Raw genomic sequence first — 15,929 nt, forward strand, 5'->3', positions numbered from 1 at the left:
TGCTCATCAGGCAGGCTCCAGTGCCAGTGAAGCGACTGGCCATGCAAGTAGTGCTACAAGTCAAGCAAGTGCCGCATCCAGTGCTGCGTCCAGGTACCCAAGTGATAGTGGGATCCAGTCAGATGTAAGTATTGCGTCCAGTGCAGCAAGTACTGCATCCAGTGCCGCTAGTGCCGCACAAAGTGAGGCTTCGACGGCATCGTCGGCTGCAAGTCATGCTAGTGAACAAGCAAGTATTGCTTCCAGTGAGGATGTTGTATCAAGCAGTGCTGCGAGTGTCGCGTCCAGCGCGGCCAGTGCCGCATCCAGTGCTGCAAAGGCTGGTAACAGTAGTGCTGCGGGTATATACTCTCATGCAGCAAGTGCAGCTGCAAGCAGTGCTAAGAGCGCTGAAAGTCAAGCAAGCAGTGCCGCCAGTGCTGCTGCTTCTGATGATTCGGTAGCTTCTAGCGCTGCCAGTGCCGCTTTGTCTGACGATGCTAAGGCAAGTAGCGCCGCCGATGTAGCATCCAGCGCTACAACTGCTGCCATTAGTTCCGCCACATCCTTGGCTGATCAGAGTGCCACAGGGTCAACCGCTGGCTCCCATATTTTGCCAAGTACTGGTGGAGAGACGACAGGTAGTATACCATCGGGTCAGACGCCAACACAGACGAAGCCAACACAGACGAAGCCAACACAAACGAAGCCAACACAAGCCGGTCAAACAACCCAGACAGGTTCATTACCGCAAACGGATCATGCAGGGAGGCATATGCTACCGCAGACCGGTGATGATGCTGAAAGCGGTACTTCTGTTTTGGGTTTGCTGATTGTTAGTCTGATGGGATTGTTTGGTCTTGCGGGAACCAGACATCAGAAGGACAATAAGCCATCAAAGTAATATTGGATCACTAATGTCGCCCATACACTGGTGATAAACCAAAATCTGATGGAAATAGCTAGTGGTGTAAGAGATGATTATTCTCTTGCACCACTTTTTTGTTAAGCACGTTTTTTTATGGATTCTGTGTGACAAATGTTTGAAATTGATGTGGTTAAATTGGTTTTGCGGGTAATCTAGCCACTTTAAGAAATAATCCATGGCCACAAAGAAAGGCGTACTGTTTTTAGTACGCCTTTCTTTATGATTATTATAAACTGTCTCTAACTAACTATCTTGACGACTGAGTGAAAAACCATCTTAGTATACTCTACCGTTTTCCTATAAAGAAAATGAGCTTTCAATGACAGCTACTGTTTCGCTGCAGAAGTTTCAATGGTGTCAGCTAACTTAACGCCCATAGTTTCTTTACCAAGGAAAATAATCGCAACAATGGCAATGAGGATAGACGCCGTGAAGATTCCGAAAATACCCGTGACGGACCAATTAGCGCCTAGTAGGTGACCGACTAATAACGGACCGACAATGCCGCCGATTCGGCCGATACCTGCAGCCATGCCAGAGCCGCTGCTACGAACAATGGTTGGGTATTGTTCTGGCGAATAGGCATACAACGCGCCCCACGCACCGAGGTTAAAGAAGGAAAGTAGCATGCCGGCAGTCAAAAGCATCGGTAAGCTGGTTGCCATGCCAAAGCCTAGCGCGCTACCAGCAGTGCCGAGAAGAAAAAGGCTTAAAACAGTTTTTCGACCCCATTTTTCGATCAACCAGGCAGCCACAAAGTAACCCGGTAACTGTGCAAGGGTCATGATCAGCACATAACCGAAGCTATTGATGAGGCTGAACCCTTTGAGCACCATGACACTTGGCAACCACAGGAACATGCCATAATAAGAAAAGACCACCATGAACCAAACAATCCACAACATGAGTGTTGAACGAACATATGGTGGCCGCCAGAGGGTTGTCAGGGTTTTGATTAACCCCGGCCGCGCCACTTTTTTGAACGCGCGCGATTCATGGATGCCTTCACGGAAGTAAAATGCGTACAACCCGGCTAGTCCAGTGGCAAAAATGGCGACCCGCCAGCCCCAGAGTGGCATGACAAAGTATGAAATGATCGCTGCCAGTAGCCACCCCGCAGCCCAGAAGCTTTCAAGCAAGACGACGCTGCGCCCGCGCTTTTCAACCGGGACGCTTTCGGAAACCAACGTTGAAGCAACAGGTAGTTCGCCGCCAAGACCAGCGCCAATAATAAATCTTAGTACAAGAAAAATACCATAACCCGTGGCAAAAGCAGATATGCCACTGCCAATCGAAAAGACTAATAATGTAAGGATGAGAATGGCTTTGCGCCCGAAACGATCTGCCATCATGCCAAACAAGATGGCGCCAACTGCCATTCCGATTGAACTAACACTTCCGATCCAACCCATTTCAACTGTACTCAACTGCCATTCCTTATGTAAAGCGGCAATCACAAAACTCAGCATGCCGACATCCATGGCATCAAACAGCCAGGCAATGCCGATTCCGATAATTAACCGCGTATGGCTAGGTGCTTTCTTTGACATCGTTATCCCCCTTGAGAAATCCAACATTAATTAGGTGTCTTGACACCCTAAAACATGTTACTTATTTCACCAAAAAAAGGCGGGTCTGTCAATGAAAATTTTCATAGTAAGCACGTCTGAGGTGAAGAAGGGATCGTGGCGTTAACAAAAAGTAGCGAGTGAAAAGCCAAATAATTTTCAAAGCTTGGAGGATTCAAGGAAAAAGCAATCGTGAGGCATGGTAAGATAAAACGACATTGTAAAAAGTGAGGAAGGCAATAATTGATGAAGAAAATCATGGAATGGTATTATGGTATTTCACTTAAGGATCGGTTCAAACAGCGCACTTATGACGCCATTATGGGCCGCAATATGCTAACCGCCGAGCTTATGTTAGTTATCGCAAGTGTCATTGCTGTTTTTATCGACGCCAATAGCCTTAAGCTAATTACTGCCAGTACGTGGATTTTACTGTTAGTGACGGTGGCAATTGCGTTACTGAACGTGACAAGTTTGTACTACTATCGTTTGCAGGTAATTGAAGCGGACACACCGGAAGCCTATCGCCAATATGTTTGGTTTGCGGTTGCGCGCGGGGTTTTATCAGCACTGTTGCTGGCCGTGATTATTTTTGCAATCGAAATGGCTTACGAAGCCGCGCTCGATATGAATCCATTGCCGCAGTATTATCTGACAAACCATTTTTGGATCGGGGTTGTGGTTCCGGTGATTTATGGTGTGGCTCGCTTTGCTTATGGGTATATGCACTTGCACGGCAATCAGGAGCAGGAAAAGGATACCGATCATCATGACTAATTTGAATCACGCGGGCTGCCGCGAGGTTACTTTAGCTGACATCCGGCCGCTGCTGGAAACAGCCGATGACTGGACGAAAGGACTTTTTGCCAACTCAGCGGCGACTTTGCTGGGTTTCCCAAAAACCGGTCCGATACAGTTTGCGGCAGCTGTATGGCAAAACGCTTATCATCATCATGCACTATATTTTAATGTCATCGGTCAAAGCTCATGGCTTCCTTTATTGCTCACCAAACTCAAGAAAATGACGGACGAGCAGGATCGGCTGCAATTTAGCACTTATACTGCAGCATCGCCGTTGACGCAGCGATTGCAACGGACAGGGTTTGAGCTTATCCGACACACAGCGATGAGTCACTACCGGAAAATTGCAGCAGCGACTTCTAATGATACCGTGGTGGCACGGTCACAGCTATCCGAAGCTCAGTGGCAAGCCGTGGTTCGGTTAAGTTATCAAAATTATGTGGACGCGCATACCGCTAATCCGGCCACGATGACACAGACGCAATTTGAACAATCGTTGCGAGAAGCCGATCCGAACCAGCCGAGCTTTTTGGTTGAAGGCGGCACCATTTTGGCTTATGTCTTCTGGTTTGAAGACGAGCCAGGTGAACTCACGAGTGCTTGGCTCGGTGGAACAGGGCTTGCTGATACGCTTCGGCTGATGCGCGCAGTTCTACCGCGGCTTCAGGCAGCATTCTCGGTGGTGAACGGTGAATTTGATGATACTGATTCATTCGCGTGGGCCGTTTATCAGCAGCTGGCAGTACCGGATCCGCATCCGCTGATGACCTGGCAAATGAAACTTGATTAATTGGCACAAATCGCATGCAAAAAGCGGCTCTAGTTTAAGTGCTAGACCCGCTTTTAGTGATACCGATGTGCAGTTATATCTTGATGAAATGCGACCTTATCGCTATTCCTGTTGTCGTGGCCGGCTTGACCAGATATGAGGGATGAAGATCCAAACCATTGCAAGGTCAAGCGCTAGGCATAATGCAGTAAAAATAAAGACGCCATTGTAGTCAAAAATGTTGGAAATAAAACCACCGGCCAGTGAACCTGCCATTGAGCCGAACGCCTGAGCACTCTGATTCCAACTAAACACGGTGCCGGTATAGCTCACCGGTGTCATTTTCGAAAGTAACGTCTGAATCGTTGGGAATAAGGCACCGTCTGAAACCCCGATCATGAGGCGAAGAAAGCCTAATGCCCAAATACTGCCGACAATACCTTGAGGGATGTACATGATCACGGCAAAAATCAATCCGCTGACCAGAATTTTTCCGGATCCGATCCGATCGCCCAGCTGCCCCAAGCGTGGTGCAGCCATCAGATTTGAAATACCTGGTAATGCGGCAATGATACCAGCGACAACTGTGATCGGCCCGACATTATGCATCAATTCCTTGACATAAAGACTGATGATTGGGTAAATAGACATGTTTCCGAGCTGAATGATGGCAGTTGAAATCAACAACACCATGATGGCCTTGGGATTGCCGACTTGAGTGAGCAATCCGGGACGCTTTTGCTTGTTCAGCAAGCGCGGATCAGGCGTATAGTGTTCATGCACCATGGTTAAGCTGAGCACAAAGACAATCATGAGTAAGGCTCCGGTAATAATGAAAGTCAGCCGAATTGAAAACGTCTGGGCCAAAAATCCGCCTAGAATCGGTCCGATCAGATTACCGGAAACATAGCCAGTTGTCAGAATTCCAATGGCAGTTCCGCTTTTTGCTTTCGGCGTTTCGGTGGCAATCAGAGCGCTGGCATTAGGAATGTAACCAGCTGCCAATCCTTGTAAAAAGCGTAATGCAATGAGCGCATAAACATTATGCACAAACCCGCACGCACCAATAATGATTGCCATGCCGAAACTGGAGCGCAGCAGCATCAGTTTACGGCCGCGACGATCCGCCAGTCGGCCCCAAAGCGGACTGACAATCGCAACTACCATAAAGGTGACTCCAAACGTAATACCGGAGTAGATACTGAGTTGGCCTTTGGTAAAATCGCCGAGCTGGTCGACATAGAGTGAGATAAACGGCGAAACCTCACTAAAACCCATGCCGGCGATGAAGGTGCCAAGCCATAAGACAGCCAAATTTTGCTGCCATGGCTCGAGACTTTTAAGTTTACTTGGCAAGATCGCCAACTTCCTTTCAAAAAATTAGTTACCTAACTAATATAACGCAATCTGTGAGTGCTTACAATTCAACGTGTCAGTTTACGATTGTTGAAGTCTCGGCATTCGCACAAAATATATTTTTGCAGAAACACTTTGACATCAACCTCCGACCATGGTATTCTACTCGTTGTGATTAGTCACTCTGCCTAAGACTCAGGGGGCGCAAGCCTTAATCATCCTGCCGAGGTGGTATCGGAAACAGTAGATACCTCTATGTCTTGGTAGACATGGAGTTTTTTTATTGCTAAAAACTTCAACCAAACTAATGGAGGTGAAAAACATGAGTGAACAAGCTATCGCAAAAAAAGCTGAACTCGTTAAGACGATTTCTGAACAATTCAAGAATGCTACCAGTGCTGTCGTTGTCGACTATCTGGGCTTAACAGTTGAGCAAGTAACCGCATTACGTAAGGAACTGCGCGAGGCTGGTGTCAAGATGGAAGTCTTGAAGAACACCTACCTGCGTCGGGCCGCTGATGCCAACGGTTACGAAGCATTGGATGATGTTTTCAAGGGCCCTACAGCCGTTGCCTTCTCCAATGACGATCCTGTTGCCCCTGCCCGTATCATGGCCAAGTACGCTGACCAATTTGATGCATTGAAGATCAAGGGTGGCATCATCGAAAACAAGGTTGCTTCATTGGACACCATTATGGAAATGTCCAAGATGCCAGATCGCGAAGGTCTGCTGTCGCAACTTGCTTCTGTCTTGCAGGCACCTGTCCGCGACTTTGCATTGGTTGTCAAGGCAATTGCAGAATCCAAAGACGAAGAACCTGCTGCATAATTTTACGTTACAAACTATTTAAAAAACGGAGGAAACAAACATGGCTTTAGATGTAGATGGCATCATTGCACAACTTAAAGATGCTTCCATTTTGGAACTAAACGACTTAGTTAAGTCGATCGAAGATGAATTCGGTGTTAAAGCAGCTGCTCCTGTTGCTGCTGGCGGCGCTGCTGGTGGCGATGCTGCTGCTACCAAGGATACCTATGACGTTGAATTGACCGAAGCTGGCCAAGAAAAGGTTAAGGTTATCAAGGCAGTTCGTGAAATCACTGGCCAAGGTCTGAAGGATGCTAAGGGTCTCGTTGATGCCGCTCCTAAGGTTATCAAGGAAGGCTTGTCCGAAGACGACGCTAACAAGATCAAGGAACAGCTTGAAGAAGTCGGCGCAACCGTAACTTTGAAATAATCTAGTCTCATTTTCAAATAAAAGCACCTCGCTTAATCGTGGTAATACCGCGAAAGGCGAGGTGCTTTTTGTATAAAGTTAAACGGCTGCCGAAGATAACAACTCAAACTCATGATGCCGTCATTGATTTAAATAACAACATCAATGACAAAATTGTTATTTAAATAGGAAGAAACTCATTGCATATGCGCAAACTAAGGACTAATTGGCTGCGACACTTTGTTTATAGCTGTCAAGCGCATCCGCTAGATCTTTATCTTTGATGGTGACGTGTTGATCTTTCAGCACCTGACTAATGACACGTTGCATCACACTTGAATTACGCGACCATTTTGAATAGACACTAGCAGTTAAGGCTTTCTTACTGTCTGAAAATGTTCCTTTAGCCGGGTGCTCGATCATTTTAATGACCTCATACCCATTTGTGACTTTAACCGGTGATTGTGTATATTCGCCGTTTTTAAGCTTGTAGGCGGCATCTTTAAAAGTCGAATCGAGACTTTTACTGCTCGATTCAAAGCTTACTTTGCCACCTTTATCTTTAGTTGAGGTATCGATTGAATAAGTTTTTGCCAACGTCGTGAAGTCTTTGCCAGCTGCTAAATCACTGATGACTTGTTTAGCTGTGCTTTCATCGCTAGTTAGAATATGCTGAACGGTCACTTTGGGTTGGTAGGTTTTCCAAGCGGTTTTAAGTTGACTGTTGGTGACTTTCTTTAACTTTTTTAGTGCCACTTCGCTTAAGAGGTTGGTTCGAATGCTTTGGCGAAAACTGCTCTTACTAAACCCGTTTTGACTCAAAAAAGAAGTGAAGTTTTCACCATATTCATTTTTATAGCTGTTATAAGTATTGTCCACTGATTTGGTGCTGACGGATTTTCCATACGCTTTGTTGAGCGCGCGATAGATAAGCAGGTTAGCGAGAACGGTTTTGGTGGTCGGGGATTGTTTGAGCTCTTTATAAAAACTGGCTTGTGTGACCTGACCACCGGAGTATGTAGCAACCGTTGTACTATCGGCTTGTTTGGATTGGCAGCCGCTCAATAGCATGATTGAAGATGCCATCATTGCGGCTAAGAATGGAACGCGCAGTTTTTTCTTCATGAAATCAATCTCCTTTTACAGATTGCGGAATAGATCGTGGCTACATTCTAACGTTGGATATTAAAAAACTCAACACATTCCTCATAATCACATAATTTAAACATTTTCGTTCCTCGACATACCTGAATCGCCTAGTATCTCAGCCATGAGAGGCTTTTTACAAATAAGAAAATTAATAAAAGATTAAAAATTATGTTGAAACTCCTGAGTGTCTGTATATAATCTTAACTATATCAAGCCAAGGTTTGAATAGTTTTGAAATTACTGGGAATCGGAGGGTATAGGATGCAAACAAAAAGGAAAGGGCTATCAATTCTCTTAGCCAGCACAGTTGCTTTAGGAGCACTTTCTGTTTTGCCAATTGGTGAAGTTCAAGCTAAAGCGGCAATCTCGCAACAAACTAAAGGAACAAATTTAGCGAAAGCCAAGACTGCCTCAGCTGGACAAACTGCCAAAGACACGACCAGTGCGGTGACCAATCAAGCCATTGCAACCCAATTAGCCGCAAAAGGCATTGATTACAACAAGTTAAATAAAGTTCAGCAACAGGATACTTATGTCGATGTTATTGTGCAGATGAGCGCGGCACCGGCTTCCGAAAATGGCACGCTGAAACCCGATTACTCCAGTACTGCCGAAATTCAGCAGGCAACAGATCAGGTCATCGCGGCTCAAGCCAGTGTTAAATCAGCCGTTGAACAAGTGACGCATCAGACAGCTGGAGAAAGCTATGGTTACGTTGTTAATGGCTTTACCACCAAAGTCAAAGTCGCTGATATTCCGCGGTTGAAACAAATCCCCGGCGTTAAAACCGTTACTTTAGCCAAGGTTTATTACCCAACCGATGCTAAGGCCAATTCAATGGCAAATGTGCAGGCGGTTTGGTCTAATTACAAGTATAAAGGGGAAGGCACGGTTGTCTCGGTCATTGATACTGGGATTGACCCCAACCATAAGGACATGCGGCTTAGTGATACTAAAAAGGCCAAATTGACCCGAACAGACGTTGAAAAATTCACCAGTACTGCTAAACACGGGCGTTATTTCACGGCTAAGGTTCCGTATGGCTTTAATTACGCAGATAACAATGACACGATTACCGACGACACGGTTGATGAACAGCATGGGATGCATGTTTCCGGGATCATCGGGGCTAACGGTACAGGTGATGATCCAACCAAGTCAGTTGTCGGTGTAGCACCAGAATCACAATTATTAGCGATGAAGGTGTTTACCAATTCAGACACATCAGCGACGACTGGTTCGTCAACGCTTGTTTCTGCGATTGAAGATTCAGCCAAACTGGGCGCGGATGTTTTGAATATGTCCCTTGGGTCTGTTTCCGGCAATCAAACATTGGAGGATCCTGAAATTGCGGCCGTTCAAAACGCCAATGAATCCGGGACCGCAGCGGTTATTTCAGCAGGGAATTCCGGTACATCCGGGTCAGGTACAGAAGGCGTCAACAAAGATTATTATGGCCTGCAGGATAATGAGACGGTTGGCACACCGGGGACATCACGCGGGGCAACAACTGTCGCATCGGCCGAGAATACAGATGTCATCAACCAAGCTGTTACGATTACTGACGGCAGTGGGTTAAAACTCGGGCCTGAAACCGTACAGCTTTCAAGCAATGACTTTGTTGACAGTTTTGATCAGAAGAAATTCTACGTTGTCAAAGACGCAAGCGGTAAGTTGAGTACAGGTGATGCTGGCGACTATACGGCGGATGCCAAAGGGAAAATTGCGATTGTCAAACGTGGCAGTCTGACTTTCACTGACAAGCAGAAATATGCCGAGGCCGCTGGGGCAGCAGGCTTAATCATTGTTAATAATGATGGCACATCCACACCTTTGACTTCGATTTCTCTAACGGCTACTTTTCCTACTTTTGGTCTTTCCAATACGACTGGTCAAAAACTGGTTGACTGGGTAACTGCGCATCCAAATGACAGTCTGGGCGTAAAAATTGCCTTGGCGTTGTTGCCAAATCAAAATTATAAAGCAGATCGGATGTCAAGTTTCACTTCATATGGCCCTGTATCTGATCTTTCCTTTAAGCCTGATATTACAGCGCCGGGTGGTAATATTTGGTCAACGCAAAACAACAATGGTTATACGAATATGTCGGGGACCTCAATGGCATCTCCATTTATCGCCGGCTCTCAGGCACTTCTAAAACAAGCGCTAAATAATAAAGACAATGAATTCTATGCCGATTATAAGCAACTTAAAGGCACAGCATTAACCGATTTTCTCAAAACAGTTGAAATGAATACTGCAAAGCCGATTAATGATATTAACTATGATAATGTCATCGTCTCTCCACGCCGACAGGGAGCAGGGTTGGTGGATGTCAAAGCCGCGATTGATGCTTTGGAGAAGAATCCATCAACGGTTGTTTCGGAAAACGGCTATCCTGCTGTTGAATTGAAAGATTTCACAAGCACTACCAAAACGTTTAAGTTGACGTTTACCAACCGCACCAAACATCAGCTGACGTATCAAATGACTAGCAATGAAGATACCAATGCGGTTTATACTTCGGCTACCGATCCGAATTCAGGCGTGCTCTATGACAAGAAAATTACTGATGCGGCAGTCAAGCCGGATACCGATATTGTGGTACCAGCTGGAAAATCCCTGCAGGTACCGTTCACGCTTTCACTGCCTAAGACTTTTGATCAGCAACAGTTTGTTGAAGGGTTCTTGAACTTCAAGGGAAATGATGGCTCGAGTCTCAACTTGCCATATATGGGCTTCTTTGGTGATTGGAATGACGGGAAGATCGTGGATAGTCTGAATGGTGTGACTTACGATCCAACTGGTGGCAATTATGGGACTGTTCCGATGCTCACCAATAAGAAAACCGGCAGTCAATATTACGGCGGCTTAGTCACGGATGCCAGTGGCAAGCAAACGGTTGATGATAAAGCAGTGGCCTTTTCGAGCGATAAGAACGCACTTTATAACGACATCAGCATGCAATACTACCTGTTACGCAATATTAGCGACGTGCAAGTCGATGTGCTGGATAATCACGGCAACAAAGTAACAACACTCAGCAGCTCGAATAACCAGACTAAGACTTATTATGATTCAACTGGTCGCAACTATACTTATTACCGCGCACCGGCCTGGGATGGCACGTATTATGATCAACGAGATGGCAACATCAAAACAGCCGCGGATGGCAATTACACGTATCGTATTTCAGGTGTTCCTGAAGGCGGCGACAAGCGGCAGACATACGATGTAGCATTCACACTGGACTCTAAGGCGCCAACGGTTCGTCATGTCGCTTTAACGTCTAGACAGGAAAAAGGCAAAACCACTTACTATCTCACCGCTGAAGCAAAAGACGATCGAAGCGGTTTGGATGCCACTAAGAGTGCAAAAACATCGGTTAATCAAGTCACCAATCTTGATGGCACCTTTACGACGACAGGGACAACTGCTGATGGCTACACAAAACTCGAAACGCCACTGACGGATAAGCAGGCACAAGCGTTGGGTCAAGGCGATAATAATGTTGAACTTTATTTGACCGATAACGCCTCAAACGCCACGGATCAATCAGCTTCCGCACAAAAGCCCGGATCAACTGCTTATGATCTGATTATTAATGGTGGTGGTTTACCAGATAAAATCACGAGTCAAACGGCTAACTATCAAGCAGGGAAGCAAGGTGGCACTTACACCTTTACCGGGACGTATCCAGCTGCTGTTTATGGTACCTATACCGATGCGCAAGGAAAGCAGCATGATTTGACGACCACTTATGACGCTGATGCCAATAGTTTCAAAGCCACTATGGCACTTGACGCTAGCGACTATGCGACGAAGGTTGATCTTTATACTGACCAAGCACATACCCAGTTAGTTAAGCATTTTGATACGAATGTCCGGTTGGCGGCACCTACTTTTAGTGACTTGCGGGTTAATGATAATCAAGATCAAACGTCCGAAAGTACCGTTAAAGTAACCGGAACAGCTAGTGCCGACACTAAGAAGGTAACGGTTACTAACGGTGGCACGACAACACCGGTTACTTTGGATGCCAAACATCACTTTAGTGGCGATGTACCCGTTAACTATGGGGATAATACCATTACGGTGACGGCAGAAGATGAAGATGGCAATACCGTTACCAAGCAGCAGAAGGTAAACTCAACTTATGATGCCGATGTTCTAAAAAATGCGGTGACCTTCGACCAAGGCGTCACTTTCGGAGCAAATCAACTGAAAGTTAAAGATGCTAAGTACTATGACCCTAAGACCGGGATTGCAACGATTACCGGCAAAGTCAAGCATCCGACGACGACTTTGCAAGTAGATGGCAAACAAGTACCGATTAAAGATGATCTAACCTTTAGTTTTAAGTTGAATCTGGGGACAGCCGGTCAGAAACCGTTTGGCGTTGTAATCGGTGATACCACGCAAGATAAAACGGTTCAAGACAGCTTGACCTTTATTTTAGATGCTGTTGCCCCGACACTGTCACTCGATAGCTCAACGGACAAACCTGTCTATACGAATGATCCGAATTTCCGTATCACCGGAACAGCGACAGATAACGTTAATTATTTGGAACTGGCAATTAACGGTAGTCAGGTTGCCAGTCAATATGAAGACATTAACTTAAACAGCGGGCAGCCGGGTCATATGGCAATTGATCAGACGGTTAAACTATTAGAGGGCAAGAACGTCTTAACCGTTGCGGCAACAGATAGCGGCAGTAATGTCACAACTAAAAAGATTACGGTTTATTATGAGCCTAAGAAGACACTCGCAGCGCCAACAATTACGCCAAATACGACTGATCCAGCTAAAGAAGTGACGTTGACAGCCAAGGCGGCAGCAGGTGAGACCGTTCAATACAGTACTGATGGCGGCAAGACTTACCAAGATTTACCTACAACGGGACTGAGTGTATCGGCAAACGCAGACTTTAAATTTAAGGCTGTTGATTTATACGGTAACGAATCGCCGGCAGTAGATTACGCGGTTAAGAATATTAAGACGGATGACCCGGCACAGTTACAAAAGGCCAAAACAACGCTGCAGGATTTGCTTACTCAAGCAAAGGCAAAAGCAACGAGCGCTCAATATACTGACGCCACAACTGATGCTTTGAATACCGCTATCGGATCGGCGCAGACTGCTTTAGATAAAGCTGATGCGACGATTGAAACACTCACAATGGCAACAACGCAGCTGACCACCGCAGTGAATCAGTTGGTTGATAAGCTGCCAGCAGACCAACAAGCTGCATTACTAAACAAGATACAATCTGCCAAAGAGGCGTTTGGAACTGATTTAGGTGGCCAAACCGATCCAAGCACCGGTAAAACGCTAAATGCCGAACTGGACGCTGTCGCTGCGCAAACGACAGCAGGAACTAGCACCGCCGATCAAATTGAAACCAACTTCAACAAGGTATTAGATGCTGCATTGAATCAATTGGCAAAAACAATTAAAGCGGCAACGCCTGTCAAAGTTGGTAATGCCAAAGATACCACTACCGGTAAAACCTGGTACGGTGATGTTGATGCTGTCATTGCTGCAGGTACAGCAGCTAAAACGGATACTGAAAAGATTGCACAATTGCAAGGTTTGTTTGGTTTGAAGACTAAAATTGCCGCAGCGGTTGAGGCAGCTGCCAAGACACCACAGCAACCTGGAGGCGGATCCGGAAGTGGCTCTGATACTGGTAAGGGATCTGGTAGCGGAAGCGGCTCTGAGGCAGGCAAAGGTTCCGGCGCTGGAAGTGGTTCCGAAGCAGGTAAGGGATCTGGTAGCGGAAGCGGCTCTGAGGCAGGTAAAGGTTCCGGCACCGGAAGCGGTTCTGAAGCAGGTAAAGGTTCCGGCACTGGAAGTGGTTCCGAAGCTGGTAAAGGCTCTGACACCGGAAGCGGTTCAGATGCCGGTAAAGGCTCTGGAACTGACAAGGGAAATCAACCAAAAGCCACACCATCAACCAATCCAAAGGGCGGCGACGACAAGAAACAGACGCAAGAAACGCCGGCACAACCAACAGGGACCGAAAACGCCAATAGTAATGGTGCCAGCAGTCAAGCTTCCACTAAAGATACGCTGCCAAGTACAAATGAATCGCCACGGCCGGCACTTGCTTTCTTAGGAGCTTTAGTCATGGGTGGTCTAGGTCTTCTTGGCATCAAGCGTAAACGCAAGCAAAGCTAATCACTATCTTTAAAACGATTCGTTACAAGTATCGACTACCGGTCAAGCGTTGTAACGCTCGGTTATGAATCTATGGTTTAAAAAATCCGACATACAGATATGGTGTGTAAACGCCATGCTGAATGCCGGTTTTTCTTTTGGTTAAAATAGACAAAAATCAATCACGAAGAATTAAATCGGACTGAATCACAGTCTGAGCAACTTCTGCACGCAAGGCCAGTTTTAAAGCTGCGGCACCAATGGCGGTTACATGATGATCAATCGTGCTCATGTTTAGTAGCCGACTGGAAAGTTGATTTTCCTGACCCATTAATGGCGGAATAGGGAGATGCTGATCAACAAAATATTGCCGCAATCCTGCCGTAATATCGTCACCATTACCCAAAATAAAATCAGGCTGTTTCGCCGCAAGCATCTTTCCAGCGCGATAACCATCTTGAAAAGTACGCATTTGATAAACCACCAAAGATTGCTCGGGACGGTGACCAAAGACATCCACATAACTATTAATCGTGAGTTTGCTTGTGGCACTTTGCGCGTAAGGTCGACTCAGCAAGAGACCGATTCTAGTGTGGCCTTGCCGCTTCATCCAGCTAAATGCCGCTTGATAAGCGGGAGTGCGGTCAGCGTAAGCAGCGGCAAGTTTAACCTGGCCCGGATCTTCGCAAACAACAATCGGACCATATCTTTGGTAACCGGCAATGGTGCTTAAACTAAGTCCGTGGGATGTGAAGATCAGTCCATCATAGGCTTGTCTGCGCAGTGCTTCCAGATAAGTGCGCTCAAGTTCCTGATCGTAACGCGAGGGTAAAATAACGGCGTGGTAGTTGCCGATCATAGCGGCGTTTAAGATTCCCGTTACCAATTGTTCAAAATAGGGATGATCGGTATGAGGTAAAGTGACACCGATTGTCCGGGTCTTCCCAGCGCTTAGATTCTGGGCCATCGTACTCGGCACATAATCAAGCTGTTTCATAACAGTCAGAATTCTAGCGCGGGCAGCAGCCGAAACATAACGATGGCCATTAATCACGCGCGAGACCGTTGCTGTTGAGTAACCAGATAGGCGTGCAATGTCGTGAATATTCGCCATGAAAGTACCTCCACACACAGTATACCAGTCGATTCACCCAGTCGAAAAAGCCGATATGGCATGCAGCGCGTTTAACGTGCACGCATATCGGCTTGGATACGCGACTGCGGACTTTAAGCAATAGCAGCAGTTGCCGTTTGAGTTACAGCTTCTAAATCTTGATTATCGCGGCTGTTCGTTGCAATCGCATCAAGCCAATCATGGATGGTTTGATCAGCAGTTGAGACTGGCACTAGCAGCACGACTGCACCGCTGATCTGCTGTCCAGCCGCCCACGGTAATTGGGACCCAAAGTCGAATCCGATCACCATTGGCGCGGATAGCTTGCTAACGTGTCCGTAAGTCAAAACAATCCGATCACTGAGCAGTTGTGTCTCCTCTGCGGCGCTTGCTAACAGTGAACTGAGAACTTCTTGATAATCAAAGTCATAGTCAGTGGTCAGCTTTAACGCAATCGCCTTCAAAGCCCCAATTTGTGTAGGGTGATAAAAGGGAAGTTCAGAGTAAAAATGTGTTTGCATTAACATGAAAATAGCCTCCTAATGAAAGTGAGCGTGAGCAGGAGCGCTTAGCAATCGGAGTGTAAGTGGCCTCAGGCGTGATGGCCGGGCTTTGGCCATCGCGTTCGAGGTCCTTACACGCAGACTGCTGCGCTGGGGAGCGCGTGATGATAAGCGCAACCAAATTTCGTTAACCTGTCTTCTCTAACAACCAACAAAACCATTTCCTAACTGCAAACACAGTGTAATTTGTGTAACGCGTTACAGGTCAAGCGCTTTCACACTAAAAATTTTCCTTTTTTATATGGAGCGCGAAAACCGGCGCGCTTAGGGAGCGGAGTGTAGGCGGCCTTGGGCGTGATGATCGCACTTTGACCCTCGCGACC

The 15,929-nt window shown here is 46.5% G+C and carries 11 protein-coding genes and 1 other annotated feature; of the genes, 6 read left to right on the forward strand and 5 right to left on the reverse strand.

Features of this window, described 5'->3' with window-relative positions:
- The coding region (locus ACWP87_RS04950) for an LPXTG cell wall anchor domain-containing protein (RefSeq protein ID WP_463843714.1) at positions 1 to 883 on the forward strand (883 nt) is incomplete at its 5' end.
- 350 nt (positions 884 to 1,233) lie between these two features.
- Here ACWP87_RS04950 and ACWP87_RS04955 read toward each other — a convergent pair.
- Positions 1,234 to 2,457: an MFS transporter gene (locus tag ACWP87_RS04955; protein ID WP_005688266.1), complete on the reverse strand. Its 1,224-nt coding sequence runs from the start codon at positions 2,455 to 2,457 to the stop codon at positions 1,234 to 1,236.
- Positions 2,458 to 2,721: 264 nt separating this feature from the next.
- Here ACWP87_RS04955 and ACWP87_RS04960 point away from each other — a divergent pair, with 264 nt between their 5' ends.
- Entirely contained in the window at positions 2,722 to 3,252 is a 531-nt protein-coding gene (locus ACWP87_RS04960; protein ID WP_005688267.1) for a hypothetical protein, read from the forward strand.
- The gene (locus ACWP87_RS04965; protein WP_014570015.1) at positions 3,245 to 4,066 is read left to right on the forward strand and encodes a hypothetical protein; all 822 of its coding nucleotides are present in this window, start codon (positions 3,245 to 3,247) and stop codon (positions 4,064 to 4,066) included. Before ACWP87_RS04960 ends, ACWP87_RS04965 begins: the two co-directional genes overlap by 8 nt.
- Positions 4,067 to 4,168: 102 nt before the next feature.
- Here ACWP87_RS04965 and ACWP87_RS04970 read toward each other — a convergent pair whose 3' ends face one another.
- The gene (locus tag ACWP87_RS04970; RefSeq protein WP_005688269.1) at positions 4,169 to 5,401 is read right to left on the reverse strand and encodes an MFS transporter; all 1,233 of its coding nucleotides are present in this window, start codon (positions 5,399 to 5,401) and stop codon (positions 4,169 to 4,171) included.
- Between the two features lie 169 nt (positions 5,402 to 5,570).
- Positions 5,571 to 5,692, forward strand: a sequence feature (ribosomal protein L10 leader region).
- 31 nt (positions 5,693 to 5,723) lie between these two features.
- Here ACWP87_RS04970 and rplJ point away from each other — a divergent pair.
- Together rplJ and rplL are read left to right on the forward strand one after the other, a co-directional pair.
- Complete coding sequence (gene rplJ, locus ACWP87_RS04975; protein ID WP_005687078.1) at positions 5,724 to 6,230, forward strand: 50S ribosomal protein L10; 507 nt, start codon at positions 5,724 to 5,726, stop codon at positions 6,228 to 6,230.
- A 40-nt stretch (positions 6,231 to 6,270) separates the two neighbouring features.
- Positions 6,271 to 6,639 (forward strand): 50S ribosomal protein L7/L12, encoded by a 369-nt coding sequence (gene rplL, locus ACWP87_RS04980; protein WP_005687079.1) that lies wholly within the window; start codon positions 6,271 to 6,273, stop codon positions 6,637 to 6,639.
- 201 nt (positions 6,640 to 6,840) lie between these two features.
- On the opposite strand, the gene ACWP87_RS04985 is transcribed toward rplL, so the two are convergent.
- The gene (locus ACWP87_RS04985) at positions 6,841 to 7,743 is read right to left on the reverse strand and encodes a peptidylprolyl isomerase PrsA (protein ID WP_014570014.1); all 903 of its coding nucleotides are present in this window, start codon (positions 7,741 to 7,743) and stop codon (positions 6,841 to 6,843) included.
- Positions 7,744 to 8,028: 285 nt separating this feature from the next.
- Between ACWP87_RS04985 and ACWP87_RS04990 the strand changes: the two genes are divergently transcribed.
- Positions 8,029 to 13,950 (forward strand): S8 family serine peptidase, encoded by a 5,922-nt coding sequence (locus tag ACWP87_RS04990; protein ID WP_014570013.1) that lies wholly within the window; start codon positions 8,029 to 8,031, stop codon positions 13,948 to 13,950.
- Between the two features lie 157 nt (positions 13,951 to 14,107).
- Here the strand turns inward: ACWP87_RS04990 and ACWP87_RS04995 are convergent, their stop codons facing one another.
- Positions 14,108 to 15,043: a LacI family DNA-binding transcriptional regulator gene (locus ACWP87_RS04995; protein WP_014570012.1), complete on the reverse strand. Its 936-nt coding sequence runs from the start codon at positions 15,041 to 15,043 to the stop codon at positions 14,108 to 14,110.
- Between the two features lie 113 nt (positions 15,044 to 15,156).
- On the reverse strand, positions 15,157 to 15,570 hold the full coding sequence (locus ACWP87_RS05000) for a hypothetical protein (RefSeq protein ID WP_014570011.1): 414 nt from the start codon (positions 15,568 to 15,570) through the stop codon (positions 15,157 to 15,159).
- Positions 15,571 to 15,929 lie beyond the last annotated feature (359 nt).

Source organism: Lacticaseibacillus sp. 22, assembly GCF_055413445.1.

Excerpts from the sequence above, each read along its gene's own strand:
- ACWP87_RS04955 (WP_005688266.1), bottom strand. The coding sequence starts at position 2,457 with ATGTCAAAGAAAGCACCTAGCCATACGCGGTTAATTATCGGAATCGGC.
- ACWP87_RS04960 (WP_005688267.1), top strand. The coding sequence starts at position 2,722 with ATGAAGAAAATCATGGAATGGTATTATGGTATTTCACTTAAGGATCGG.
- ACWP87_RS04965 (WP_014570015.1), top strand. The coding sequence starts at position 3,245 with ATGACTAATTTGAATCACGCGGGCTGCCGCGAGGTTACTTTAGCTGAC.
- rplJ (WP_005687078.1), top strand. The coding sequence starts at position 5,724 with ATGAGTGAACAAGCTATCGCAAAAAAAGCTGAACTCGTTAAGACGATT.
- rplL (WP_005687079.1), top strand. The coding sequence starts at position 6,271 with ATGGCTTTAGATGTAGATGGCATCATTGCACAACTTAAAGATGCTTCC.
- ACWP87_RS04985 (WP_014570014.1), bottom strand. The coding sequence starts at position 7,743 with ATGAAGAAAAAACTGCGCGTTCCATTCTTAGCCGCAATGATGGCATCT.
- ACWP87_RS04990 (WP_014570013.1), top strand. The coding sequence starts at position 8,029 with ATGCAAACAAAAAGGAAAGGGCTATCAATTCTCTTAGCCAGCACAGTT.
- ACWP87_RS04995 (WP_014570012.1), bottom strand. The coding sequence starts at position 15,043 with ATGGCGAATATTCACGACATTGCACGCCTATCTGGTTACTCAACAGCA.
- ACWP87_RS05000 (WP_014570011.1), bottom strand. The coding sequence starts at position 15,570 with ATGTTAATGCAAACACATTTTTACTCTGAACTTCCCTTTTATCACCCT.